General features: G+C 68.2%; 29 protein-coding genes. 21 read left to right on the top strand and 8 right to left on the bottom strand.

Annotated elements, in window-relative coordinates:
• Nucleotides 1-726 carry a UMP kinase gene (gene pyrH / locus LPA46_RS05380; RefSeq protein WP_230891742.1) on the bottom strand — a complete coding sequence of 242 codons (726 nt, stop codon included), beginning with the start codon at nt 724-726 and terminating at the stop codon, nt 1-3.
• A gap of 103 nt (nt 727-829) precedes the next feature.
• On the opposite strand from pyrH, the gene LPA46_RS05375 reads away from it, so the two are divergent.
• From LPA46_RS05375 to LPA46_RS05360, 4 genes are all read left to right on the top strand, one after another.
• Nucleotides 830-1,096 (top strand): hypothetical protein, encoded by a 267-nt coding sequence (locus tag LPA46_RS05375; RefSeq protein ID WP_230891741.1) that lies wholly within the window; start codon nt 830-832, stop codon nt 1,094-1,096.
• A 41-nt stretch (nt 1,097-1,137) separates the two neighbouring features.
• Nucleotides 1,138-1,899 (top strand): molybdopterin synthase, encoded by a 762-nt coding sequence (locus LPA46_RS05370; protein WP_230891740.1) that lies wholly within the window; start codon nt 1,138-1,140, stop codon nt 1,897-1,899.
• A gap of 272 nt (nt 1,900-2,171) precedes the next feature.
• Nucleotides 2,172-2,426, top strand: coding sequence for a DUF7123 family protein (locus LPA46_RS05365; RefSeq protein ID WP_230888023.1), 255 nt, complete (start codon nt 2,172-2,174; stop codon nt 2,424-2,426).
• Between the two features lie 130 nt (nt 2,427-2,556).
• Complete coding sequence (locus LPA46_RS05360; RefSeq protein ID WP_230891739.1) at nt 2,557-3,672, top strand: site-2 protease family protein; 1,116 nt, start codon at nt 2,557-2,559, stop codon at nt 3,670-3,672.
• Here the strand turns inward: LPA46_RS05360 and thiL are convergent.
• Nucleotides 3,669-4,529 carry a thiamine-phosphate kinase gene (thiL, locus tag LPA46_RS05355; RefSeq protein ID WP_230891738.1) on the bottom strand — a complete coding sequence of 287 codons (861 nt, stop codon included), beginning with the start codon at nt 4,527-4,529 and terminating at the stop codon, nt 3,669-3,671. The two genes, LPA46_RS05360 and thiL, sit on opposite strands and share 4 nt — an antisense overlap.
• A 140-nt stretch (nt 4,530-4,669) precedes the next feature.
• Between thiL and LPA46_RS05350 the strand changes: the two genes are divergently transcribed.
• The 10 genes from LPA46_RS05350 to LPA46_RS05305 all read left to right on the top strand — a co-directional run bounded on the left by LPA46_RS05350 (nt 4,670) and on the right by LPA46_RS05305 (nt 13,441).
• Nucleotides 4,670-5,125, top strand: coding sequence for a 30S ribosomal protein S19e (locus LPA46_RS05350; protein WP_230888020.1), 456 nt, complete (start codon nt 4,670-4,672; stop codon nt 5,123-5,125).
• A 96-nt stretch (nt 5,126-5,221) separates the two neighbouring features.
• Complete coding sequence (locus LPA46_RS05345; protein ID WP_230891737.1) at nt 5,222-5,581, top strand: DNA-binding protein; 360 nt, start codon at nt 5,222-5,224, stop codon at nt 5,579-5,581.
• A 3-nt stretch (nt 5,582-5,584) separates the two neighbouring features.
• A complete protein-coding gene (locus LPA46_RS05340; protein ID WP_230891736.1) occupies nt 5,585-6,178 on the top strand; it encodes a DUF7411 family protein in 594 nt (197 codons plus the stop codon).
• A 56-nt stretch (nt 6,179-6,234) separates the two neighbouring features.
• Nucleotides 6,235-7,110: an EamA family transporter gene (locus tag LPA46_RS05335; protein ID WP_230891735.1), complete on the top strand. Its 876-nt coding sequence runs from the start codon at nt 6,235-6,237 to the stop codon at nt 7,108-7,110.
• Between the two features lie 50 nt (nt 7,111-7,160).
• Entirely contained in the window at nt 7,161-8,459 is a 1,299-nt protein-coding gene (gene hisS, locus LPA46_RS05330) for a histidine--tRNA ligase (protein ID WP_230891734.1), read from the top strand.
• A gap of 3 nt (nt 8,460-8,462) precedes the next feature.
• Complete coding sequence (gene truA, locus LPA46_RS05325; RefSeq protein WP_230891733.1) at nt 8,463-9,257, top strand: tRNA pseudouridine(38-40) synthase TruA; 795 nt, start codon at nt 8,463-8,465, stop codon at nt 9,255-9,257.
• 78 nt (nt 9,258-9,335) lie between these two features.
• Complete coding sequence (gene pepF, locus LPA46_RS05320; RefSeq protein WP_230891732.1) at nt 9,336-11,126, top strand: oligoendopeptidase F; 1,791 nt, start codon at nt 9,336-9,338, stop codon at nt 11,124-11,126.
• Nucleotides 11,127-11,236: 110 nt separating this feature from the next.
• Nucleotides 11,237-12,469, top strand: a complete 1,233-nt coding sequence (gene pan2 / locus LPA46_RS05315) for a proteasome-activating nucleotidase Pan2 (protein WP_230888013.1) — start codon at nt 11,237-11,239, stop codon at nt 12,467-12,469.
• A gap of 58 nt (nt 12,470-12,527) precedes the next feature.
• Nucleotides 12,528-13,001: a pyruvoyl-dependent arginine decarboxylase gene (locus LPA46_RS05310; protein WP_230891731.1), complete on the top strand. Its 474-nt coding sequence runs from the start codon at nt 12,528-12,530 to the stop codon at nt 12,999-13,001.
• Between the two features lie 68 nt (nt 13,002-13,069).
• Entirely contained in the window at nt 13,070-13,441 is a 372-nt protein-coding gene (locus tag LPA46_RS05305) for a DUF5811 family protein (RefSeq protein WP_230891730.1), read from the top strand.
• Here the strand turns inward: LPA46_RS05305 and LPA46_RS05300 are convergent.
• Nucleotides 13,438-13,617 (bottom strand): hypothetical protein, encoded by a 180-nt coding sequence (locus LPA46_RS05300; protein WP_230891729.1) that lies wholly within the window; start codon nt 13,615-13,617, stop codon nt 13,438-13,440. The two genes, LPA46_RS05305 and LPA46_RS05300, sit on opposite strands and share 4 nt — an antisense overlap.
• 101 nt (nt 13,618-13,718) lie before the next feature.
• The gene (infB, locus tag LPA46_RS05295) at nt 13,719-15,521 is read right to left on the bottom strand and encodes a translation initiation factor IF-2 (protein ID WP_230891728.1); all 1,803 of its coding nucleotides are present in this window, start codon (nt 15,519-15,521) and stop codon (nt 13,719-13,721) included.
• A gap of 144 nt (nt 15,522-15,665) precedes the next feature.
• On the opposite strand from infB, the gene LPA46_RS05290 reads away from it, so the two are divergent.
• Complete coding sequence (locus tag LPA46_RS05290) at nt 15,666-15,908, top strand: PRC-barrel domain-containing protein (protein WP_059057654.1); 243 nt, start codon at nt 15,666-15,668, stop codon at nt 15,906-15,908.
• On the top strand, nt 15,908-16,366 hold the full coding sequence (locus tag LPA46_RS05285) for an NOB1 family endonuclease (protein WP_230891727.1): 459 nt from the start codon (nt 15,908-15,910) through the stop codon (nt 16,364-16,366). The genes LPA46_RS05290 and LPA46_RS05285 overlap by 1 nt, the downstream gene beginning before the upstream one ends.
• On the opposite strand, the gene LPA46_RS05280 is transcribed toward LPA46_RS05285, so the two are convergent.
• The 3 genes from LPA46_RS05280 to LPA46_RS05270 all read right to left on the bottom strand — a co-directional run bounded on the left by LPA46_RS05280 (nt 16,363) and on the right by LPA46_RS05270 (nt 18,911).
• Nucleotides 16,363-16,497, bottom strand: coding sequence for a ribbon-helix-helix protein, CopG family (locus LPA46_RS05280; RefSeq protein WP_230888007.1), 135 nt, complete (start codon nt 16,495-16,497; stop codon nt 16,363-16,365). The two genes, LPA46_RS05285 and LPA46_RS05280, sit on opposite strands and share 4 nt — an antisense overlap.
• Nucleotides 16,498-16,559: 62 nt before the next feature.
• A complete protein-coding gene (locus LPA46_RS05275; protein WP_230891726.1) occupies nt 16,560-17,591 on the bottom strand; it encodes a CPBP family intramembrane glutamic endopeptidase in 1,032 nt (343 codons plus the stop codon).
• 42 nt (nt 17,592-17,633) lie between these two features.
• Entirely contained in the window at nt 17,634-18,911 is a 1,278-nt protein-coding gene (locus tag LPA46_RS05270; RefSeq protein ID WP_230891725.1) for a glucose-6-phosphate isomerase, read from the bottom strand.
• A gap of 308 nt (nt 18,912-19,219) precedes the next feature.
• On the opposite strand from LPA46_RS05270, the gene LPA46_RS05265 reads away from it, so the two are divergent.
• The gene (locus LPA46_RS05265; RefSeq protein WP_230891724.1) at nt 19,220-19,786 is read left to right on the top strand and encodes a hypothetical protein; all 567 of its coding nucleotides are present in this window, start codon (nt 19,220-19,222) and stop codon (nt 19,784-19,786) included.
• A gap of 8 nt (nt 19,787-19,794) precedes the next feature.
• On the top strand, nt 19,795-20,262 hold the full coding sequence (locus LPA46_RS05260; protein ID WP_230891723.1) for a DUF5812 family protein: 468 nt from the start codon (nt 19,795-19,797) through the stop codon (nt 20,260-20,262).
• Here LPA46_RS05260 and LPA46_RS05255 read toward each other — a convergent pair.
• Nucleotides 20,259-20,564: a hypothetical protein gene (locus tag LPA46_RS05255; RefSeq protein ID WP_230891722.1), complete on the bottom strand. Its 306-nt coding sequence runs from the start codon at nt 20,562-20,564 to the stop codon at nt 20,259-20,261. The two genes, LPA46_RS05260 and LPA46_RS05255, sit on opposite strands and share 4 nt — an antisense overlap.
• Nucleotides 20,565-20,663: 99 nt before the next feature.
• Between LPA46_RS05255 and LPA46_RS05250 the strand changes: the two genes are divergently transcribed.
• Genes LPA46_RS05250 through LPA46_RS05240 form a run of 3 tightly spaced genes read left to right on the top strand, consistent with a single transcriptional unit; the run spans nt 20,664 to nt 23,716 of the window.
• Nucleotides 20,664-21,266, top strand: a complete 603-nt coding sequence (locus LPA46_RS05250; protein WP_230888001.1) for a metal-dependent hydrolase — start codon at nt 20,664-20,666, stop codon at nt 21,264-21,266.
• Nucleotides 21,267-21,320: 54 nt separating this feature from the next.
• Nucleotides 21,321-22,181 carry a protein translocase subunit SecF gene (secF, locus tag LPA46_RS05245; protein WP_230891721.1) on the top strand — a complete coding sequence of 287 codons (861 nt, stop codon included), beginning with the start codon at nt 21,321-21,323 and terminating at the stop codon, nt 22,179-22,181.
• On the top strand, nt 22,178-23,716 hold the full coding sequence (locus LPA46_RS05240; RefSeq protein ID WP_230891720.1) for a preprotein translocase subunit SecD: 1,539 nt from the start codon (nt 22,178-22,180) through the stop codon (nt 23,714-23,716). Before secF ends, LPA46_RS05240 begins: the two co-directional genes overlap by 4 nt.
• The last annotated feature ends 34 nt before the right edge of the window (nt 23,717-23,750 follow it).

Here is a 23,750-nt window from a genome sequence, read left to right as displayed (position 1 = left end):
TTACCGCTCGTTGTCCGCCCAGTACGTCATCTGGTCGGTGGTGCCCTCGGGGATGATGTCCGTCCCGTCGTGCTCGCCGTACAGCACGGCGTCCACGATGCGGGAGGGGTCGGTGCCGTCGAGGACGATGGTGCGCACGCCCGAGCGCTCGATGAGTTTCGCGGCGAGCAGGTCGACGGGCGCCGACGACCCGGCGCTCATCTCGATGTCCGCGATGATGTCCACGAGTTCGCCCGCGGTCATCTCCTCGAAGCGCTCGGCGTCGGCCTCCTCGTTGGGGTCCGCGCTGAACACACCGGGGACGCTGGTCGCGTACAGCAGCAGGTCGGCGTCCGTGTACTCCGCGAGCGCCGCACTGACGGCGTCCGTGGTCTGCCCGGCCACGACGCCGCCCATCACCGCGACGTCGCCGCGGCGAATCGCCTCGCCGGCCTTCTCGTAGTCCTCGGCGGGGCTCGGCGCCGCCATGCCGTCGAGGGCCGCGATGAGCAGACGGGCGTTCAGGCGCGTGACGTCGACGCCGATGTCGTCGAGCTCGATTTCGTTCGCGCCGAGCTCCCGCGCCGTCGTAATGTACTCCCGCGCGACACCCCCGCCACCGACGACGGCTCCGATTTCGCAGCCGGCGTCGGCGAGTTCTTCGATGGCGGCGGCGTGCTCCTCGACCCGGTCGTGGGCGAGGTCGGGCGCGAGGACGCTTCCGCCGATAGAAACAACGACACGCATACTACACCGTGATAGCCCTGTTGCGTCCTTAAGGGTTGTCAACTCCCGAGCAGCGGCTGCGAACGCGACGAACAGTTATCCGGTCGCCGCTCGTCGTCCCGGTATGGTTGCGGTCACCGACCCGGCCGTCCTCCTGACTCTCGCGTGGCTGCTCGTGCTGTTCGGGGTGGCGTGGCGGTACCAGTTCGGCTCGCTGCCGCCGACCCGCGCGCTCGTGCTGACGTCCGCCGCGCTCCTCTGGCTGGCGTACTCACTGCTCCAGATTGGCGACCTGCTCTCCTCGCCCTACGACGACGTGCTCAACGTGGTCGCAATCGCCTTCATCGTCGCCGGCCTGTCGGTGGGCTGGCGGTGGTGGCGGGCGCGGTAGCTGGCGACACCTACAAGCCGCGAGCACCCCCACGTGCGAGTATGCAACTACACGGCATCGTCGGCGACGACGTCGACGGCGTCGCGGACCGCCTCGCTGACCGGCTTGACGAGCGCGGCCGTGTCGGTATCGTTCGCGCCGGCGACCCCGACACTCCAAATCGAACCACGTACACCGTCGGCGACGGCTGGACGGGCGCCGGGGGCGACCGCTCGGTCGACGACGTGCTCGACGACCTCGCGCGAGACCACGACTACGCGCTCCTGGTGGGCTTCCCGGACGCGCGCGTTCCCCAGATTGCCGTCGGCGACGCCGCCGTCGAGGACCCTGCGCTTCGGGTGGACGCCGAGAATCCGGAACTCGACGCCGCCGTCGAAGCCGTCGAGGCTGCCGACTCGTTCGAGACGCTGGCCTCGCTGGTGGCAGAACTCAAGCGCTCGCCGCGTGCGGACTACTCGGGCGCCATCGCGACGTTCACGGGGCGCGTCCGCGCGCTCGAGGACGAGGACGACGAGTGGACGGAGTCGCTGACCTTCGAGAAGTACGACGCCGTCGCCGCCGAGCGCACCGCGGCCATCCGCGAGGAACTGGAAGCCCGCGACGGCGTCCTCGACGTTCGCCTCCACCACCGCGTCGGCCGCATCGAAGCCGGCGATGACATCGTCTTCGTCGCGGTGCTCGCCGGCCACCGCGGCGAGGCCTTCGACGCGGTCGAGGACGGCATCGACCGGCTCAAGGCGGAGGTCCCGATTTTCAAGAAGGAGGTCACCGTCGAGGACGAGTTCTGGAAACACGAGCAGTAGTCGCGGCCGCCACTTTCTCGCGCGCCGACGATTTCACCGCCGATACTGCCGCCAAACCGCGGTTCTGCGGCGGATTTCGACCGCCGTGCGTCCGACATTAGTAACGACAAAATAGAATAGAAATAATCTCTCTGCAGCCGCTATAAAATGTCTAAACGATTCTCGAACGGTCGTAAATTGTTCTCCGAATTCGGTTTACGGCTGAAATCGCTCGAATCTGCCCGAACGTTCACCCCTTTATAACCTCCCGTAGCCAGTAGGCTGAATCGAAGATGAGCGCAACCCAATCCCCCTCCGCCGACGCCGACGAACCGCAGGACAAGGAGACGCGGCTCAAGGCGTACCTCCGCGAGAAGGCCGCCGACGGCGAGGTGTACTTCAAGAGCAAGTTCATCGCTGACGACGTCGACCTCTCCCCGAAGGAAATCGGCGCGCTCATGGTGAAGCTCTCGAAGTCGGCGACCGACCTCGAAGTCGAGAAGTGGTCGTACACGAGCGCCACCACCTGGCGCGTCCAGTCGGCGTAACCCCCGCTCGCGCTCGCATCGTCCGCCCTGAACAACGGCAGCCTCCCCCTTCGCGTCCCGTTTTTCACACCTGGTAGCCGCGCGTTCCGGCGACTAAGTGCTTAAACCGCTGGAACGGTAAGCACCGGTGATGTCGGCACAGCCGCCCGACGGCGCTCCGAGCCCGGATTCGTTCGCGTCGGTCTTCGACGTCTACGAGGTGCGCCGCGAGGACGGCCGCGTGCTCTACTTCGGCGACCCCGCGACCGACCGCGAGACACTCATGGAGACCGTCTGGCCGGCGTTCCGCCAGCACGGCTACGAGGTCCGGCTCGCGCGCCGCACGGGCGAATTCGTCCTCGTCGCGGAACCCCACGACGCCGCCAGCGACGACGGCGGCGTCCCGTGGACGAACGTCGCGCTGTTCGTCGCGACGCTGGCGTCGACGCTGTTCGTCGGGGCCAACTGGTACTACGTCGACGCGTTCTCGCCCGCGGTCGTGCAGGCGCTCCCGTTCATGTTCTCGGTCGTCGGCGTGCTCGCCGTCCACGAATTCGGTCACTACGCGATGAGCCGCTACCACGACGTCGACGCCTCCCTCCCGTACTTCATCCCGTTCCCGTCGCTGTTCGGGACGATGGGCGCGGTCATCCGCATGCGCGGCCGGATACCCTCCCGGAAGGCCCTCTTCGACATCGGCGCTGCCGGCCCGCTCGCCGGGCTCGTCGCCGCCGTCGTCGTCTCCGCCATCGGGCTCTCGCTGCCGCCCGTGACGGTGCCACCCGAACTCGTCAACTCCGCGGACGCCGTCGAAGTCCAATTCGCGTACCCGCCGCTCTTGCAGGCCATCGCCGCCGTCCTCGGCGAACCGCTCTCCTACAGCGACCCCGCGAAGTCCATCAACCCGGTCGTGATGGGCGGCTGGATCGGGATGTTCGTCACGTTCCTGAACCTCATCCCGGTCGGCCAACTCGACGGCGGCCACGTCCTCCGGTCGCTGGTCGGCGAGCACGCCGACCGCGTCGCCCCCCTCGTCCCGACGGCGCTGTTCGCACTCGCGGGCTACCAGTGGCTCGTCGCGGACGCCGGCGACACTGCCGGCATCTGGGTCGTCTGGGGCATCATCGCGACGGTCATCACGTTCGCGGGCGGCGTCGACCCCGTGGACGACTCGTCGCTGGACCCGCGCCGGGTCGCCGTCGGCGTGCTCACGTTCGTCCTCGGGGCGCTCTGCTTCATGCCCGTCCCCATCCAAATCGTCGGTTAGTGCGTCCAGCCGCGGTCCGCCAGCGGCTCGCCGTCCAGCGTCACGCCCGACGCCGTGACCTCGCCGACGACCGAAATTGGGACGTCCGCCGCGTTACGAACCGCTTCGACCGCGTTCTCGGGGACGGTCGCCACGAGTTCGAAGTCCTCGCCGTACGTCACGGCCGTATCGAGCGGGTCCTTGGCGACACCGCGGAGTTCGTCGGCCACCGGGACGCTGTCGCCGTCCACCGCGAATCCGCAGTCGCTGGCTTCCGCGAGCTGGTGGAGCGAGCGCGCGAGGCCGTCGCTGGAGTCCATCATCGCGGTCGCGTTCCCGGCGAGGGCGCGGCCCGCTCGGACGCGCGGCTCGAACCGGAACAGTTCGTTCGCCCGCTCGACGTTCCCGGAGTCGAAGTCTTGCATGGCTGCGGCAGTCCGGCCCAGCGTCCCCGTCACGACGAGGGCGTCGCCCGGGCTCGCGCCGTCCCGGAGGACGGGGTCGTCGGTGCGGCCGATGGCGGCCGTCGCCACCGTGAACTCGTCGTGGCCGTCCAAGTCGCCGCCGACGTACTCCGCGTCGACCGCCTCGCAGACGTCCAGCGCGCCCCCGACGTACGCGCGCAGTTCGTCCTCGTCGAAGTCGGGCGCGCCGTAGACGCCGACCGCCGCCGTCGCTGCTGCGCCCATCGCGGCGACGTCCGACAGCGACGCGCCCACGGACCGCCAGCCCGCCGTGTACCGGGTCGTGCCGTCCGGGAAGTCGGTCGTCTCGTGGAGCATGTCGATGGTGAACACCGTCTCGTCGACGACCGCGGCGTCGTCGCCGGCACCCGCGACGAGCCCACCGACCACGTCGAGGGCCGCCCGTTCGTTCATGCCCCCGGGTTCGCAGTCGCGGCCTAAAACGCCCCGGATGCGTGCGCGCTCGCTCTCGCGGTCGGCGGCTGGAAGGCCCCGACGACGCCGCACGAGTCCCTAACGATGGCTTTAAACGAATCCGACGTGAATTCCGCGTAATGGCAACCCTCTACGACGCTCCCGCTGACGAGCTCGTCGACGAGCTCGCGAGCGAGCTCGAAGACCGACTCGACGAACCGGACTGGGCGCAGTTCGCGAAGACCGGCGTTGGCCGCGAACTCCCCCCCGAACAGGAAGACTTCTGGGCGCGCCGCGCCGCCAGCATCCTCCGCAAGGTCGCGATGGAAGGCCCCATCGGCGTCAAGCGCCTCGCGACGGCCTACGGCGACACCACCGACGGCTCCAACCGCTACGGTGTCTCCCCGCCGGACAGCACGTCCAGCTCCCGGAACATCGTCCGCACCGCGCTCCAGCAGCTCGAAGACGAGGACCTCGTCGAGCAACAGCACAACCGTGGTCGCGTCGTCACCGCCGAGGGTCGCAGCCTCCTCGACGAGACGGCCGGCGACGTCATCGAAGCGCTCGACCGTCCCGAGCTCGAACGCTACGCGTAACGCTGCCGCCGCTTCTCCGCCGTTTTCGCCCGCGTAGCCGCGGCGCTACCACCCCGTTGCGTCAGAATTATCCGGATTCACCGACTACTGTCGCGTATGAGTGGGAGCCCGGACGACGACCGGCTCGAAGAACTGCGCCAGCAGAAGAAAGAACAGCTAAAGCAGCAGAAACAGCAGCAGGGCGGCGGTGACGCCGGCGCGGCACAGCAGGCCCAGCGCGAGCAGGCCGAACAGCAGAAGCAGGCGCTGCTCAAACAGCACCTCACTGACGGCGCGCGCAAGCGGCTGAACACCATCAAGATGAGCAAGCCGGACTTCGCTGAGAAGGCCGAACAGCAGATTCTCGCGCTCGCCCAGTCCGGCCGCCTCCAGGACCAGATCGACGAGGAGCAGATGAAAGACCTGCTCCGCGAACTCAAGCCCGACTCCAAGAGCTTCAACATCAACCGCCGGTAGGCGATGCGGCTGGGCTTGCTCTACAGCGGCGGGAAGGACTCCACGCTGGCGGCGCTGCTCGTCGAGCGGTTCTACGACGTCACGCTCGTCACCGCGCACTTCGGCGTGACCGACGAGCACGAGCACGCCGAGCGAGCGGCCGACGCCGCCGGCTTCGAGTTCCGTGCGCTGGAACTCGACCGCGAAGTCGCCGAGGAGGCCGTCGAGCGCATGCGCGAGGACGGCTACCCGCGCAACGGCATCCAGCACGTCCACGAGGAAGCACTGGAAGCCGTCGCGGGCCTCGACTTCGACGCCGTCGCCGACGGCACGCGCCGCGACGACCGCGTACCCACGGTGTCGCGAGCGCAAGCCCAGAGCCTCGAAGACCGCCACGGCGTCGACTACCTCTCGCCGCTGGCCGGCTTCGGCCGCGGCGCCGTCGACCGCCTCGTGGACGCCGAACTCGACGTCGAGGTCGGCCCCAGCGAGGAGATTCCGCGCGCCGACTACGAGGCCGAGTTGCGCGCGATTCTCCGCGAGGAACACGGCGAGGACGCCATCCGCGACGTGTTCCCCGACCACGACCAGACGTACGTCCACGGCCTCCGCGAGTAGTCCCCTAGTCCCGCAATCGAACCACTCTTCTCTCGGCGCGGATTCCGTTCGCGTGAATGGAGTCCGGGTTACTCTACGCGCTCGCCGCCGCGGGCCTGTGGGGCGTGTATCTCTTCGCTCTGAAACGCTACTTCGTGGGCGTGCACGGTGCCGTCCTCACGGTGTTCGTCAACGCCGCTGCCATCGCGTGGTACCTCCCGTTCGCTGTCGCGACCGGCGGCAACGGGCTGCCGGCGTTCCCGCCGATGGACGCGTGGTCGATTGCGGTGTTCGCCGGCACCGTCGTGTTCGGCGCGCTCGCGTTCATCGTCTCCGTGCAGGCGCTGGCGGTCGGCGACGTCTCCTACGTCGCGCCCATCGCGAAAATCGTCCCCGTGTTCGTCGTCCCCATCGAGGTGCTCGTACTCGGCGCGTACCTCGAACCGACCGCGGTCGCCGGCATCGTCGTCGCCACCACCGCGGTCTACCTCGCCAACTACGAGGGCGGGGACGTCGTCGAACCGTTCCGCCGCGCCGTCCACTCCCGGGCCGCCCAACTCGCGCTCGTCTCCGCGGCGCTGTTCGCCGTCAGCGACGTCGGCCGCCGGGTCGTCCTCGACGGGTTCACGTTCCCGACGCGGCTCTGGGTGCCGGTGTACCTCGGGAGCGTCGCCGTCGTGGTCGTGCCGCTCGCGCTCCGGCGCTGGCCGACGACTGGCATCCGGCCGTTCCTCGGGAAGTTCGCGGTGACTGGAGCCGGGGTCGCGGTCGCCGAGCACGTGACCGCACTCGCGTTCGCCAGCGTGCCCGCGAGCATCGCGTCCACGCTCGTCAACGGACAGGCTATCGTCGCCGTCCTGCTCGGCTGCGTGCTGCTCGGTGAACCCGGCTTGCGCCGGCGACTCGGCGCTGCCGTGCTCGCCGTGGTCGGCGTCGGCCTGATTGCCGTGTGACGTCCCCGCGAACGGAAGCTTTCAAGCGCGGCACGGGCGAACTCCGGGGTATGTACGACCGACTCAAGGGATTCCGCGACTTCTACCCCGAGGAGATGGGGCCGCGCCGCGAGGCGATGGACGCCGTCGAGGACGCGGCGCGCCGCTACGGCTTCCGGGAAATCGGGACGCCCGCGCTGGAGTCGACACAGATGTACGTCGACAAGTCCGGCGAGGGCATCGTCGACGAACTCTACTCGTTCACTGACCAGGGCGGCCGCGACATCGCGCTCACGCCCGAACTGACGCCGACGGTCGCGCGCATGGTCGTCGCGAAACAGCAGGAGCTCTCGAAGCCCATCAAGTGGTACTCGACGCGCGCGTTCTGGCGCTACGAGGAGCCCCAGCAGGGCCGCTTCCGCGAGTTCTACCAGACGAACGTCGACATCTTCGGCTCCAGCGACCCGCGCGCGGACGCCGAAGTGCTCGCCGTCTCCGCCGACGGCCTGACGAGTCTCGGGCTGACGGGCGAGGACTTCGAATTCCGCGTCTCCCACCGCGACATTCTCGGTGGCCTCCTAAACGCCTTCGACGCCGACGTCGACACCGAGGACGCCATCCGCGTCGTGGACAAGCGCGAGAAAATCGAGCGCGCGGAGTACCTCGACGGCCTCGCGGACGCCGGCCTCTCCTACGACCAGGCCGAACAGTTCGACGACCTGCTCGCGGGCGACGACCTCGACGCACTCGTCGACTTCGCCGGCACCGAGCGCGTCGAGGACGCCGTCCAGAACCTCCAGGCAGTCCTCGACGCCGCCGAGAACCTCGGCGTGCGCGAGTACTGCGACATCTCGCTGACCACGGCTCGAGGCCTCGACTACTACACCGGCGTCGTCTTCGAGTGCTTCGACGCCACCGGCGACATCGGTCGCTCGGTGTTCGGCGGCGGCCGCTACGACGACCTCATCGAGTCGTTCGGCGGCCAGCCCACGCCCGCGGTCGGCGTTGCGCCCGGTCACGCGCCCCTGAACCTCCTGCTGGAGCGCGCTGGCGTCCGCTCCGAGGGCGGCCTCGCGACGGACTACTACGTGCTCCAAGTCGGCGACACGGAGGCAGAGGCGGCGCGCGTCGCCAGCGACCTCCGCGCCCGCGGCCACGTCGTCGAGAGCGACGTCTCCGACCGGAGCTTCGGTGCGCAGATGAACTACGCCGACAGCATCGGTGCGGAGACCGTCGTCATCGTCGGCGAACAGGACCTCGTGAACGGCGAAGTCACGGTCAAGGACATGGAGAGCGGCGACCAGACCACCGCGCCCTTCGAGGACTTCCCCGGCGACCGGGACGCACCGACGCTCGCTGATTTCCAATAGCGAATGCCCCGTCGCGCGTTCCGCGTCGCCTACGACGGCCGCCCCTACTACGGCTTCCAGCGCCAGCCCGACGTCACGACCGTCGAAGGCGAACTGTTCGGCGCGCTCCGACGCCTCGACGTCTTCGAGGGCGCGAAACCACCGGCGTACGCTGCCGCCGGCCGCACGGACGCCGGCGTGTCGGCGCGCGCGCAGACCATCGCCTTCGACGCGCCCACGTGGCTGACGCCGTCCGGGCTGAACAGCGAACTCTCCGGGCCGCTCCGCGCGTGGGCGACCGCCGACGCGCCCCCGGACTTCCACGCGACTCACGACGCGAATTGGCGGGAGTACCGGTACTTCTGGCTCGCTGGGGACGAGGACGAGACCCGCGCACGCCGCACGCTCGACCGGCTGCTCGGCGAGCACGACTTCCACAACCTCACGACCGACGACGCGAATACGGTCCGCGAAGTGTCGGGTGGCATCGAGAGCGAAGGCGACTTTCTGGTGGTGACGCTGCGCGCGAGCGGGTTCTGCCGCGAACTCGTGCGTCGCGTCGTCGCGCTCGTGCAGGCGGTCACGGGCGGCGACGACTTCGACCGCATCGACCGACTGCTCGCCCCTGAGCCAATCGAGGGGCCGGAGGGCGTGCCACCCGCGCCAGCGGGCCCGCTGGTGCTCCACGACGTCGACTACGACATCGACTTCGCCGCGGAGCCACCCGCTGCGGCCGCGACGCGGGCGATGTTCGCGGACCTGCGCGAGGAACGCCGTGCGAGAGCGCGCGTCGCCGGGCACGTCGCGGACTCGTTGTGAGTTATTTTCGCGGTCGAGCGCCGGCAATCGCCCCGTCGTTCATCAACGTTTAACCGGCCTGCACCGAACGAACACGCCATGAGCAGCGTTCCCGAACGCAGCGAGCTGTCCGAGAAACACACGTGGGACTTGGAGAGCATCTACGCGACCGACGACGACTGGGAAGCGGCCTACGAGGACGTCGCGTCGCGGCTCGACGACCTCGAAGCCTACGAGGGGCGGCTCACCGAGTCCGGCGAAACCCTCCTCGAAGCCCTCCAGCTCCGCGACGAAATCCACCGCGAAGCCGAGAAGGTGTCGGCGTACGCCCGCATGCGCTCCGACGAGGACACCCGCGACCAGCACTACCAGGCGCTCCGGGCACGGGCGTCCAGCCTGATGGCGGACGTCTCCAGTGCGAGTTCGTTCTTCGGCCCGGAACTCCAGGACTGCACGCGCGAGCAGCTCCAGGAACTCGTCGAAGAAGAGCCCGAATTGGCCACCTACGAGCACTACTTCGACGACGTCCTCCGCATGAAGCCGCACACGCGCTCCGCGGAGGTCGAGGAACTGCTCAGCGACCTCGGCGAGGTGCTCGGCGCGCCGAGTGACGCGTACAACATGCTGACGGACGCGGACCTCGAGTTCCCGACCGTCGAGGACCCCGAGGGCGAGGCCGTCGAAATCTCGCAGGCGAACTTCACGAAGCTCCTGAAGAACCCCGACCGGGAGTTCCGCCAGACCGTCCACGAGTCCTTCTTCGAGACCATCGGCGACGTCCGCAACACCATCGGCGCGACGATGAAGAACCAGGTGAAGAAGGACGTCAAGCTTGCCGAGGCGCGCAACTACGACACCGCCCGCGAGGCCGCCCTCGACGGCGCGAACATCCCCACGGAGGTGTACGACAACCTCGTGGAGACCGTCGACGACAACCTCGACAAGCTCCACCGCCACGTCGACCTCAAGCGCGAGGCGCTCGACGTCGACGAGGTCCAGATGTGGGACCTCTACATGCCCATCGTGGACTCCGAGAGCCCCGAAGTCCCCTACGAGGAGGCCAAAAAACACGTCGTGGAGGCGGTCGCGCCGCTCGGCGAGGACTACCAGAACCGGGTCGCTGACGGCCTCGAGTCCCGCTGGGTGGACGTCTACGAGAACCGCGGGAAGCGCTCGGGCGCGTACTCCGGGGGGGCCTACGACACGCAGCCGTTCATCCTGATGAACTATCAGGACGACATCTCCTCGATGTTCACGCTCGCCCACGAGCTTGGGCACAGCCTCCACAGCCAGTACACCAGCGAACAGCAGCCCTACGTCTACTCGGACTACGAAATCTTCGTGGCGGAGGTCGCCTCCACGGTCAACGAGGCGCTGCTCGTCAACCACCTGCTGGACACCGTCGAGGACGACCACTTCCGCAAGCACATCCTCAACGAGTACCTCGAGCGGTTCCGCTCGACGCTGTACCGGCAGACGCTGTTCGCGGACGTCGAACATCGCCTGCACTCGCTGGCCGAGGAGGGCGAGGCGCTGACGCCGGACCGCGTCGACGAGGTGTACGGCGAGCGCAAGGAGGCCTACTACGCGAACGCCGCCGTCGACGACCACATCCGCCGCGAGTGGATGCGCATCCCGCACTTCTACTACAACTTCTACGTCTTCCAGTACTCCACGGGTATCTCGGCGGCCGTCGCGCTCGTTCAGGACATCCTCGACGAGGGCCAGCCCGCTGCCGACCGCTACCTGGACTTCCTGCAGCGGGGCTCCAGCGAGTACCCGCTGGAACTGCTGCGCGCTGCGGGCGTGGACATGTCCACGAGCGAGCCAATCGAGCGCGCGCTCGACGTCTACGACGAACGCCTCGAACAGGCCGAGGAACTCGTCTGAGGACGCCACGGACGGTCAGTTCTTTCCGACCGTGTCAGACGCCCGAACGCCGGTAGGCGTTCCGCCTACCCAAAGGAACTTCTACGCGCGGCCCCTACAACCGACAACGAATGTCGCGTAGTCCTTCACTACCTGACCGGCCGACGCTCGACGTCGACCCCGAGTCGTCGCCGGACGAACACCTCGACGCGCTCCAAGACCACTACGGAGAGATTCTCGACGTCCACGAGCAGCTGCAGTCCCAACTGGAGGACGTCGAGTCGCGTCGCGAAGAGCTCCGCGAGGAGGTCGACCGCCTCCAGCGGGAGAACGAGACGCTCAAGACCGCGTCGCTGTACCTCGCCACCGTCGAGGACCTGCCCGAGGACGACAGCGCCGTCATCAAGCAGCACGGCAACAACCAGGAAGTCCTCACCGAACTGTCCCCGCGGCTCGCCGACGAACTCGAAGTGGGCGACCGCGTCGCCATCAACGACTCGTTCAGCGTGCAGCGCGTCCTCGACGACGAGACGGACGCCCGCGCGCAGGCGATGGAAGTCGACGAGTCCCCGACCGTCGAGTACGACGACATCGGCGGTCTCGACGAGCAGCTCCGGGAGGTCCGGGAGGCCGTCGAGGACCCGCTTGTCAACCCCGAGAAGTTCGAGAAGGTCGGCGTGGAGCCGCCGAGCGGCGTGCTCCTCCACGGGCCGCCGGGCACCGGGAAGACGATGCTCGCGAAGGCCGTCGCGAACCAGACGGACGCGACGTTCATCAAGATGGCCGGCAGCGAACTCGTCCGGAAATTCATCGGTGAGGGCTCGCGGCTCGTCCGCGACCTCTTCGAACTCGCCGATCAGAAGGAGCCCGCCATCATCTTCATCGACGAGATCGACGCCGTCGCCGCCAAGCGCACGGACTCGAAGACCAGCGGTGACGCCGAGGTCCAGCGGACGATGATGCAGCTACTCTCGGAGATGGACGGCTTCGACGAACGCGGCGACGTCCGCATCATCGCCGCTACCAACCGCTTCGACATGCTCGACTCCGCGATTCTCCGGCCCGGCCGCTTCGACCGCCTCATCGAGGTGCCGAACCCGACCGAGGAAGCCCGGGAGCGCATCCTCGAAATCCACGCGGGCGACATGAACGTCGCCGACGACGTGGCGTTCGCAGACCTCGCGCGGGAGACCGAGGGCTTCTCCGGCGCACAGCTCGCGAGCCTCGCCACGGAAGCGGGGATGTTCGCGATTCGGGACGACCGCGACGAGGTCCGCCGCGAGGACTTCGACGCGGCCTACGAGAAGCTCGTCGCCGAGGGCGAGGACGAAGCCGGCCCGAGCTACCCGAGCTACATTCGGTAGTACTTCTCTGCCGTTCCGGATTGGAACGCTCTTGTATCGCGCGCTCTGACGCATTCGTATGACTATTAGAGTCGTCTGGGGGACGGGTACCGCGCCCACGGAGATGGCGGCTTACGACGCCGCGCTCGCGGACGCGGGCGTCCACAACTACAACCTCGTCACGGTGTCGTCGGTGATTCCCGCGGACGCCGACGTCGAGGCTGTGGGGACTGCGCCGGACCTCGGCCCCGCCGGGAACCGCTTGACGGTCGTGGAAGCACACGCCAACGCCGCGGGGCCGCGCCACGTCAGCGCCGCGCTCGCGTGGGCGAAAAGCGACGAGAGCCCGGGCTTGTTCTACGAAGTCGCGGGCGAGACGGACGCCGCGGACGTCGAGGCGCGCGTGCGCACCGGCATCGAGGCGGGCATGGACCTCCGTGACTGGTCGTTCGACGACGCGACGGTGCGCGCGACCAGCACCGAAGCCGACGCCGGCGAGTACGCGGCGGCGGTCGTAGTCGCGGCGTACGGTGACAGCGAACCAATTCTTTGAGCGGCCGGACTGTGTGAATACCACCCAAACTAAAAGGCCTTTACGTGGGGGTGCCCTACTAACAGCGAATGCACGGGAACACGCCGTACAGTGGTGCCGAGCCGTCGGAACCCGAACCCGACCTCACGGGGTCGCAGCGGCGCGCGCTCCAGGACAGCATTTCCCAGATTACCGCTCGCACGCGGGACTTCCTGCCCGACGAGTACGTCGTCGGCTCCGAGATTAGCTCGGGTTCGAACGGCATCCAGGTCACCGTCGCCGTCCGACCGCCCGCCGGCAACCCCGTCAGCGCCGGGTTCACTCCGGAGTTCGACGGTGTCGCCGACGACGACTTGATTCCGGACGACGACCGCGAGGAGGTCGCGCGCGGCCTCGCCGCCAGCGCCGCCCTCCAGGTGAAGCACGCGCTCGGCGACGACGTTCCGCAGACCGCACGCTAGTTCTCCGGCGGGACGAAGAATAACGCGTACGCCGTCATCGGCACCGCACCAGCCGCGCCGAAAGCCGCGCGCTCGACGTGCGACGCCGAGACGGCTGCCCCGAAGACGAACGCGACGGCGAACGCCAGCGGTATCCCAACGAGCCCGACGTCGTACCGGGACCACGAACGGACCAACGGCTGGTCGGAGTCAGTTGCCAGAGTCTACGAGGACTGCTGGCTGAGGGATTTGTATTGTGGCTACCCGCTAACCTATCACGCACCGAATAGTCGTAGCGCTACTTCCCCCAGAATGGGTCGCGTTTCCGCTGGATTTCGAGGTACGCCTTCAGCGCTTCGCGCTCGTCGGCGGGGATTTCGTCGGAGAGTTCCTGTTCGAGTACTTTCGCGTGTTTCTCGGGGAGGTCGACCCAGAGTTCGTCACCCTCCTCGATGTCGCGGCCGACCGTCGGGCCGTCGATGGAGACGCTGACGCGGTTGCCCGCACGCGCCTCGTCGACGTCCTCGCCCTGGTTCTGGATGCCCTTCACGACGCCGACGCGGTGGAGTTCGTTGCCCTCCATGTAGCCGACGGGCGTGTTCCGCTTGAGCGTCCCCGAGACCACTTCGACGCCGACGACCGCGGGGTCGTTCTGCCGGAACACGTGGTCCTGGAGGATGCGGAAGCGCGCGGGCCGGACAATATTCTCGAAGATGGCTTCCTGCTGGGCGCGCTCGCGCTCCTCGACGAACTCCTCGTAGTTCTCGACGAGCTGGTAGATGACGTCGCTGTCGAAGATGCGGACGTCCTCGTTCTCGGCCTTCTGCTCGGCGTCACTGAGCACGTCCACGTTGAACCCGAGAATCGTCCGGTGTTTGTCGTCGTCGGCGGTCGTCGCCATCGCGATGTCGCGGGGCGCGATGTCGCCGACTTCCGCGGCCATCACGGGAATCTCGGCTTCCTCCATGGCGTTCGCGAGCGCTTCGAGGCTGCCGAGCGTGTCAGCTTTCACGACGACGCCCTCCTCGGCGGTCTCGACGGCGACCTCCGCGAGCTCCGCCTCAACTTCCTCGACGACGTCCTCGACGTCGCGGTTGCCGACCACGCGGACCGGCGCGCCCGCCATCGCCTCGTCGAGGTCCGGTGCGGCAATCTTCAGGCCAGCCGCCGCCTGCATCGACTCCACGTCGTCGAAGCGCTTCTCCGTGCGAATCTCCGCGAGCTCGCGCGGCTTCAGGAGCGCGCGCACCTCGGTGACGATGGTGTCGTTGGTGCCGCCGACGACGATTTGGTCGCCCTGCCGGATGGTACCGTCGTAGAGAATCACGTCCAGCGTCGTCCCGAACCCGCGCTCGTCCTTGACTTCGAGGACGGTACCCGCACCCGGGCCGTCGATGTTCACCTCCATCTCGGCCTTCATGTACCGCTGTGCGAGCCCCATCAGCACGGTGAGAAGGTCCGGGACGCCCTCGCCGGTCTCCGCGGAGACCGGGATGACGCCGATGTTCGACTGGAAGTCCTGGACGCGCCAGTAGAGGTCCGAGGAGAACCCCGCGCCCGAGAGTTCGCCGATGAGCTCGTACAGCGCTTCGTCGAGTTGGCTTCGCACGCGGTCGGACTGGTTCTCGTAGGTCTGCTGGACGGGGGCGTCCTCCGTGGGGTTCCAGCCCGGGATGGTGTCGATTTTGTTCGCGGCGACGACGAACGGCGTCCCCGTGTCCTTGAGGATGCGGATGGCTTCCTCCGTCTGGGGCTGGAAGCCGTCGTTGACGTCCACCACGAGGATGGCGATGTCCGCGAGCGCGCCGCCCCGCGAGCGCAGCGTCGAGAACGAGTGGTGGCCGGGCGTGTCGATGAACAGCAGCCCGGGGAGGTCGAACTCCGTGGGGTCCACGAGGCTACCGGCGACCTCGCTGACGACGTCCAGCGGTACGGCGGTCGCGCCGATGTGCTGGGTGATGGCGCCGGCTTCGCCCTCGATGACGGCGGAGCCGCGGATTTTGTCGAGCAAGCTAGTCTTCCCGTGGTCGACGTGGCCGAGGACCGCGACGATGGGCGTCCGCAGCTCCCCGGGGTCTTCGGTGGTGTCTGCGTCGGACATAGTAGAATCCTCCGAGAGAACGGTTGTTGACCGAACAGAGCGGGCGGCGGCGTATAATTCCATCGTCACGAGCCGCCGGCCTCGTGCGTCGCGCGTCCGACGACCCCGCGGGGTTTATATGAATCCCAGCCGAGACTCCCGGGTATGGCCGACATCCTCGCCGAGAACCTCTCCGGGAAAGCCGTGATGGGGTCGGACGGTACGGAACTGGGTATGCTGTACAACATCACGATGGACCTCAAGAGCGGGAAACTCGAAGACCTCCTCGTGGAGCCGCTCGAAGATTCGAACGTGACCGTCAACTTCCCGACCGACGGCGAGGGCCACTACCGGGTCCCCGTCGGGCGCGTGCAGGCGGTCAAAGACTACATCGTCGTCCAGCGATAGTGTACGTCCTCGACGCCTCCGCGTTCATCCACGACTATAAGCCCGATGGTGAGACGGCGTCGATTCCCGCCGTCCGGGACGAACTGGAGGACGCTGCGGCGTACCGCTACGACGCGATGGCGGGCGGCGGCATGCAGGTACAGGTACCGGGCGACGCCGCACTCGCGGCGGCCCGCGAAGCCGCGCGCGCGACCGGCGACCTCGACGTGCTCTCCGAGACGGACCTGCGGCTACTCGCGGCGGCGTACGAACTCGACGGCACGGTCGTCACCGACGACTACGCGGTACAGAACGCCGCCGACGAATTGGGCGTCGGCGTCGACGTCATCGAGCAGGAGGGCATCAGCGAGCGCCGGAACTGGAACTTCCAGTGTCAGGGCTGTGGCCGCGAGTTCGACGAGTCGAAGGAGCGCTGCCCAGTCTGTGGCAGCGACCTCGCACGCAAGCGCCCCCGTTAGTCGACCTCTTCGAGCCCGTTCTCGATGAGTTGGCGCAGCACTTCCTGCTCGGAGAGCCCGTACTCCCGCGCCAACTCCTCGACGTCCGCAGCGAGAGAGTCCCCACAGACGACGGAGTACTTCCGGGGCATACCATCTGGTTTGGTAGCACGGCCCGTAATACTTAGTCAGCCCCGCGTCAGACGACGCTGTCCTATCCCGCGAACGCGACGTACGCCATCGCGAACTGGACGGCGTCGTACGTGCCGTGGACGACGACCGGCGCGAACAGGTCGTCCGTGCGCTCGTACGTCGCGCCGAGCACCAGCGAGACCACGAACAGCCGGCCGAGCGTCACGAGCACCGCGCCAGGCGTCGCGCCAGCGTACGCGAGGACGTGCGCGCCGGTGAACACGAGACAGCCGACGACGACCGCGCCGCGCCGCGAGAACGCGCCGTAGAAGTACTTCTGGACGCCGTTGCGCGCGAGCAGTTCCTCGCCGGGGCCGACCGCGAGATAGGAGAGGACGACTAGCGGCGGCAGAATCTCGGGGTGCTCGCGCGCGGTCTCGACGAGCGTGTGGGTGGTCTGCGGGAGGTCGAAGAAGACCACGAGCCCGACGAGCGCGTAGTGGACCGCGAAGATGGCGACGACGCCGACGGCCGCGACTTTCAGGTCGCTGCGCGACGGCCGGCTGACGTCGATGCTCCCGTCGTACCACGCCACGAACGCGACGCCCGCGAGTCCGTACCCGACGCTCGCGACGGCGACGTTGACGGGTAGCCTGACCAGGGGGCCGTCGGGGACGAGTCCGATAGCGACGCTCGCGAGCAGCGACCCGAACACGAGTGCGGCCAGCGAGACGACCGCGCCGACGACGAGGTGTTTCTCGCGAGCGCGGACCGCGTCGGCGTCCAGCCCCGCGTTCGCCGCGACTGCCGCGCCGACCGTTCCGAGTCCAGCGAGCAGCGCGAGCGGCGGGCCACGCGGCAATCCACCCGTCGCGGCGTTGACGCCGAACGCTGCTGCGACCACGAGTCCCCCGCTCGCGAGGCCGGCGACGAGGTCGAGCCGCGGGACGTCGACGCCGTGCCGGCGCGCGCCGAACGCGGCGGTGGCGAGCAGCGCGAACCCGGTGGCGGCGCGCGCGGCGAGCGTGGCGTCGGCCGGCCAGCCGAGGAACGTGGCAGCGAGCCCGCCGCCCGCGACGACGAAGCCGACGGTCTGTGCGTACCGGTCGTTCACGCTGCCGAATCCGGCCTGCTCAGACAAAGGCGTGCCGTTGTCCTACTCGACGACGAGTTCGGTCTTCTCCGGGAGCCCGCGCTCGCCGCTGAGCAGGCCGCGAGCGGCGTCTTTCCCCCACTCGACCGCGGGCTGGGTGAACGTCTCCACTTCGTACAGTTCGCCCGCGAGGATGCAGGCGGCTTCGACGTCGTAGAGCAGGCGACCCAGCGAGCGCTCGTCGATTCGCGGAATTTCGATGCGGACGTTCGGGACGCCCGACTCGGCGAGGCTCGCTTCCGTGGCCTCGAACTCCGCGTCCAGCAGTTCGCCGAGGCTGCCACCGGCGAGGTAGTCCAGCCCTTCCAGTTCGGTTTCCGGAATCTCGCGGTCGTCGCGCTCGCGTGCTCGGACGAGCGTCACGAGTTTGTCCCGGGGGCCAGCGCGGTAGAGCTGGAGCTGGCTGTGCTGGTCGGTCGCGCCGAGCGCTCGCGCCGGCGTCTGCCCGAGGCCGTCCTTCCCCAGACTCTCCGCCCACAACTGCGCGAACCACTCCGCGAACGTCTCCAGCGACTCGGCGTACGGCATCATCGCGTTGATGCCCGCGCCACGGACGTCGAGGGCGTAGGCCGTCGCGCCGTACGCGTACGCCGGGCAGTCGAACAGCGACCCCGTGAGCGACGCGCGACCCTCGCGCGCACCATCGAGAATCGCTTCGACGTCGTGGCCGGCGAGCGCGGCAGCCGGCAGTCCGACTGTCGAGAGCGCGGAGAATCGCCCGGGGACGCCTTCGGGCACGTCGAGTGCGGGCAGGTCGTGCTCGTCAGCGAGGTCGCGGAGGTTTCCTTCGGGGCCGGTCGTGACGAACGTGCGCTCGGTCCAGTCGACGCCCGCGTCCGCCATCGCGTCGCGCACGACGAGGAAGTTCGAGAGCGTCTCTGCGGTCGTCCCCGACCGCGAGACGACGTGGACGACAGTCTGCGACAGGTCGATATCCTCCAGAAGTGCAGTGACGTGCTCGGGGTCGACGTTGTCGAGGAAGTACGCGTCCAGGTCGCCGTCAAGTGCGTCTACGAGCGTCGCCGCGCCGAGCGCGCTCCCGCCAATGCCGACGTTCAGCAGGACGTCGCTGTCCGCGAACGGCTCGACCGCCTGTTCTATCGCGGCCGGGTCCGCGGTCTTCGGGAGGTTCAGCGCCGCGTACCCGAACTCGTCGCCGGTCATCCCCGCGACGATGCGCTCGTGTGCGTCCCTGACGCGGTCGTCCAGTCGTTCGAGTGCGTCCTCGGGGACGCCCGGCGTCGCCTCCACCGCGAGGGCGTTGCCCACGTCTACGTGCATGTGGGGTACCGGGACGGCGGTGTGCTTAAGCGCTGGCCTCTCGCTGCCCGACCACCCGGTAGCAGGCGGGGAACCGGAAGACGAGCGGAGCGAGTCTTCCGGGACTGAAAGGGGCGGCGCGCTCGCTATCCGAGACGACGTAAGCACTACAGCGAACAAAGTGAGCGAAGCGCGCAACGAGTCGCAGGTAGCGAGCGCGCCGGGGCTTTCTGGTTCTCGGACTACGTCCACGTTTCGATTTCCGAACTGTGTGCATCGACTACAGCGAGTCGCCGTACTTTTGCTCCGGTAGCGCCGAGTCTCGAGTAATGGGACGGTTCGACAGTTACTCCGGGCTGCTGACGGCGTACCCGTACGCGTTCCGGCAGTCCGACTCGCTCTTGTTCCGGAGTTACGTGGTCGTCAGCACCGTCGTCGCGGCGATGGTTGTCGCGCTCGCGGTGGGTGGGCTGCTCGTGCTCATCGGGAACACGACGGGCGCTGGCGGCGGGTCGCTGACGCTCTCGCGGACGTTCTACGTCGTCGTCGGCCTCTTCGTGTTCGTCCCCATCGTCGCGCCGGTGTTGTTCGTGGCGAACCGGCACCGCCGCGAGCGCCAGGTCGCTGACCGCTACGACGCCGCGCTCGGCGCTGCCGGCTACGTCTTCGTCGTCTCGGTCTACCTCGCGCTCGTGGCGTCGATGCCCGCGGAGTTCGGGACGGGCAGCGAGACGATTACGCGCCCGGAACCCCCGGGCGTCTTCGCGCCCGTCGTGGAACTCCTCTACGCGATTCCGTCCGTGGCGTCGCCACTGCTCGTGCTGGCGGGCGCGCTCGTCGTCTACGGCGTCCACCGGCGCTTCGCGTCGAAACACGGAAACAGCGAGACAGCCTAGGCCCGTCGATGACAGACGAGAAGACCGCGACGTTCCTCGTCACCAGCGCGGAGGACGGCTCCGCGGTGCTCTCGGACGTGACGGACGCGCAGGTCCACACGCTCTCGGAGAACCCGGGGCTGGCGGAGGGCGACGTGCTGGAAGCGACGGTCGCGCCGGACCCGCCGATGAACGTGACGTACAGCGTCGTCGAGGTCGCCGAGCGCAAGCAGATTCCCGTCGAAGCCAGCGACGAGACGCCGACGCCCAAGTCCAAGGAAATCGCCGAAGGGCTGGACGCCGGTGACTTGGAGACCGTCGAGCGCGCGGGCATCGGTGAAGTCCACGTGCTCGGCGTGCCCGAGGACGGCGTCGAACAGACTGTCGAGGACGTACTTGCAGACGAACAGACGGTCGAACGCGCCGCTCGTATCGGTATCAACCGCGTCGAAGTCCGCTCCGGCGAGGACTTCGTCAGCGTCCGTTACCTCCCCTAGTTCTCCGGACTCGCTTCGCTCTGGACGTCCCAGCCGGCGTCGACGCCGGCGGATTCGCGTTCGACGAACGCCAGTTCTGCGGTTTCGTCGAGGCTCGCGTCGCCGGCGACGTGCTCGACGCGGAGCGGGATGTCCGGGCTGGTGCCACAGCACCCGACGTCGACGAACACGTCCCACGTGTCTCCCTCCCGAGCGTGGTCGTTCGAGCGCTTGAGGTACGCCCGCATGTGGTCGGTCGTCAACTGGTCGCGCTCCCAATCGCTGACGTCCGCCGGGTACGAGACGGTGACCGTGGTCGCCATATGTTTGTGTATGCGTAGCACTGCCTTACGCTCACCGCCGAATTCTGTTCTTCTGTAGGCGACATCTTCAAGCCTCCCGCCCGCCTAGAGAGCACATCTATGATGGCGACGACACACGCGCTCGTGGGGCTGGCGGTCGCCGCGCTCGTCTCACTCGTCGTGCCCGAGTTCGGGGTCGCTGTAGCCGCTGCCGGCCTCGCCGGTGGCGTCTTCCCCGACCTCGACCTCTACGCCGGCCACCGCCGCACGCTCCACTTCCCGGTCTACTACAGCGTCGCTGCGGCCGTCGCAGGCGTCGTCGCGCTCGTCTCGCCGACGGCGTGGACCGTCGCCGCGGCCGTCTTCCTCGCCGCCGCCGCGCTCCACGCCGCCAGCGACGCGCTCGGCGGCGGCCTCGAACTCGAACCGTGGAAGGGGACCAGCGAACGCGCCGTCTACAGCCACTTCCACGGCCGGTGGCTCCCGCCGCGCCGGCTCGTCCGCTACGACGGGTCCCCCGAGGACCTCGCCGTCGCGGCCGTCTTCGGCGTGCCCGCGTCGCTGGCGTTCGGCCCGAGCGTCCAGCAGGTCGTCGCCGGCGCGCTCGTCTTCTCGGCCGGCTACGTCGTCGTCCGCAAGCGCCTCCCCGCTATCGCGACGTGGCTGTTCGCGCAGGTGCCCGACGGCGTCCGCCGCCACGTCCCCGAGCGGTTCGCGCCGTAGTCCTGCTGGCTAGGTATAAGAAGCCTTAACCTCGCTCGCTCCCGACCGGCAGTCATGCCCAGTTTCGAGGTCCCTGAGGTCGACCTCAGTCAGTACTCCATGCGGCAGCTCGTCGCCCCGCCGCTGGCGCTGCTGGTAATCGCGCTCACAGTCGTGGGCGCGTCGTTCGCCCTCACGGGATGGCCGGCCGACCCCGGCATCGAGTTCACCGGCGGAACGGAGCTCGTGGTCGAATCGGACGCACCCCAATCGGAGATTACGGCTGCGTTCGAGCAGGACCACGAGTCCATCCGCTCAATCGGCACGAGCAGCTCCCAGTACCTCATCACGTTCCAGTCCGACGACACGCAAGCCCTCTCCCAGCAGGCCAGGGACGCCGGCTTCGAAGTCGTCCAGTCACAGGGCATCGCGCCCTCGTTCGGTAGTTCCACCCAGCAGCTCGCACTTCTCGGGCTCGCCATCGCCTTCCTCGGCATGAGCGCCGTCGTCTTCCTCCTCTTCCGCACGTTCGTCCCCTCCATCGCGGTCGTGCTGTCGGCGTTCAGCGACATTATCGTCCCCATCGCGCTGATGAACGTCTTCGGCATCGAGCTCTCGCTGGGGACCGTCGCCGCGCTGTTGATGCTCATCGGTTACAGTGTCGACTCCGACATCCTCCTGAACAACCACGTCCTCCGGCGCTCCGGTGGGTTCTGGGAGAGCGTCCACCGCGCGATGCGCACCGGTGTCACGATGACCGTGACCTCCATCGTCACGATGATCGTGATGACCATCGTCTCCTACATCTTCGGCATCCAGCTGCTCACGGACATCGGGCTGGTGCTCGTCTTCGGGCTGACGACTGACCTCGTGAACACCTACATGATGAACGTCACACTGCTTCGCTGGTACAAATTCGAGGGGGTGGCGCGATGAGCTGGCTCCGCGAGAACTGGCGGGTCGCGTTCCTCGTCGTCCTGTTGCTCGGCTCATCGGTCGCGCTGTTCGCGCCGGGCATCGGCGCGTCCGCCAGCGGGGACGAGGAGGCCGCGTCACGGCCGACGAACCTCCAGTACGGTCTCGAACTCTCCGGCGGCGTGCGGCTGCGCGCGACCGCGGTCGGCGTCACCGCGTCGGGCGTCGACGTCCCGACCAACGAGAGCGCACGCGAAGCCCTTGAATCCGACGTGGCCAACGCGCTCTCGCTCGAACCCGGGAGCGTGACCGCGCGCGACCGGCGGGCCGCCGACAGCCCCGACGTCGTGGAAGTGTACGCGGCCAACACGACCGAGGAGGTCAAGGCCGCCCTCGACTCGCTGGGGTACGGCTATGACTCGGTCTCCAGCGGCGTCACGGCCGCGACGCGGAGCGAAATCGTCGACACCATCTCCACGAAAATCGACGCGACGGGCTTCTCCGGGGCCTCGGTCTACTCCACGCGGACGCAGGCCGGCGGGAACTACATCGTCGTCGAAGTCCCCGGACAGAACGCCTCCGAGGTGCGCTCGCTCATCCAGGGACGCGGTGAGGTCGAGATGTGGGCGTACTACCCACAGAACGGCAACCAGACGAACGCCACGGTGCTCTCGCACGCCCAACTCCAGCGCAGCGACGTCAGCACCGCGCAAGTCATCGACGGCCGGCCGTCGGTCCCCGTCTCGCTGACCCAAGACGCCGCCGAGGAGTTCGCAGCGGACATGCGCCAGTACGGCTTCACGTCCAGCCAGGGCACCAGTAACTGCCAGTTCCCGGACGGCGGCTACTGCCTGCTCACCGTCCTCGACGGCGAAGTCGTCTACGACGCCGGCGTCCGCGCGAACCTCGCCCAGAGCTTCGAGAACGGCGACTTCGTGCAGGACCCACGGTTCGTCATCACGGCCAACTCCATGGAGGAAGCCCGCGAACTGCGCGTTAACCTCCAGGCAGGCGCGCTCCCGACGCAACTCGAATTCCAGGACTCCTACTACGTCTCCCCGAGCTTCGCCGAGCGGTACAAGCCGCTGTCCTTGGTGACTGGCATCGCCGCCGCCATCGCGATGGCGCTGGTCGTGTTCGCCCGGTACGGCGACCCCCGGGTCGCGATACCGATGGTGTTCACGGCGCTGGCGGAAGTCGTCATCCTGCTCGGGTTCGCCGCCGTGAGCGGGCTGGCGCTCGACCTCTCGCACATCGCCGGGTTCATCGCCGTCATCGGGACCGGGGTCGACGACCTCGTCATCATCGCCGACGAGGTGATGACCAAGGAAATCGGCTCCCAGCGCGTGTTCAAGAGCCGATTCCGCAAGGCGCTGTGGGTCATCGGGGCCGCAGCGGTCACGACCATCATCGCGATGAGTCCGCTGGCGGTGCTCAGCCTCGGCGACCTCCGCGGGTTCGCCATCATCACCATCCTCGGCGTGCTCATCGGCGTGCTCGTCACGCGCCCGGCGTACGGGGACATCCTCCGCCGGCTCCTCACCGGCGAGCACTGACGCCGCCGTCTTTTTCGTCGGCCGCCGCGAGCAC

Origin of the sequence: Halobacterium sp. KA-6 (genome assembly GCF_021029015.1) — an archaeon.
In the GTDB taxonomy this organism is placed as follows: Archaea; Halobacteriota; Halobacteria; order Halobacteriales; family Halobacteriaceae; genus Halobacterium.
This window is presented reverse-complemented; position numbering and strand designations above follow the sequence as displayed.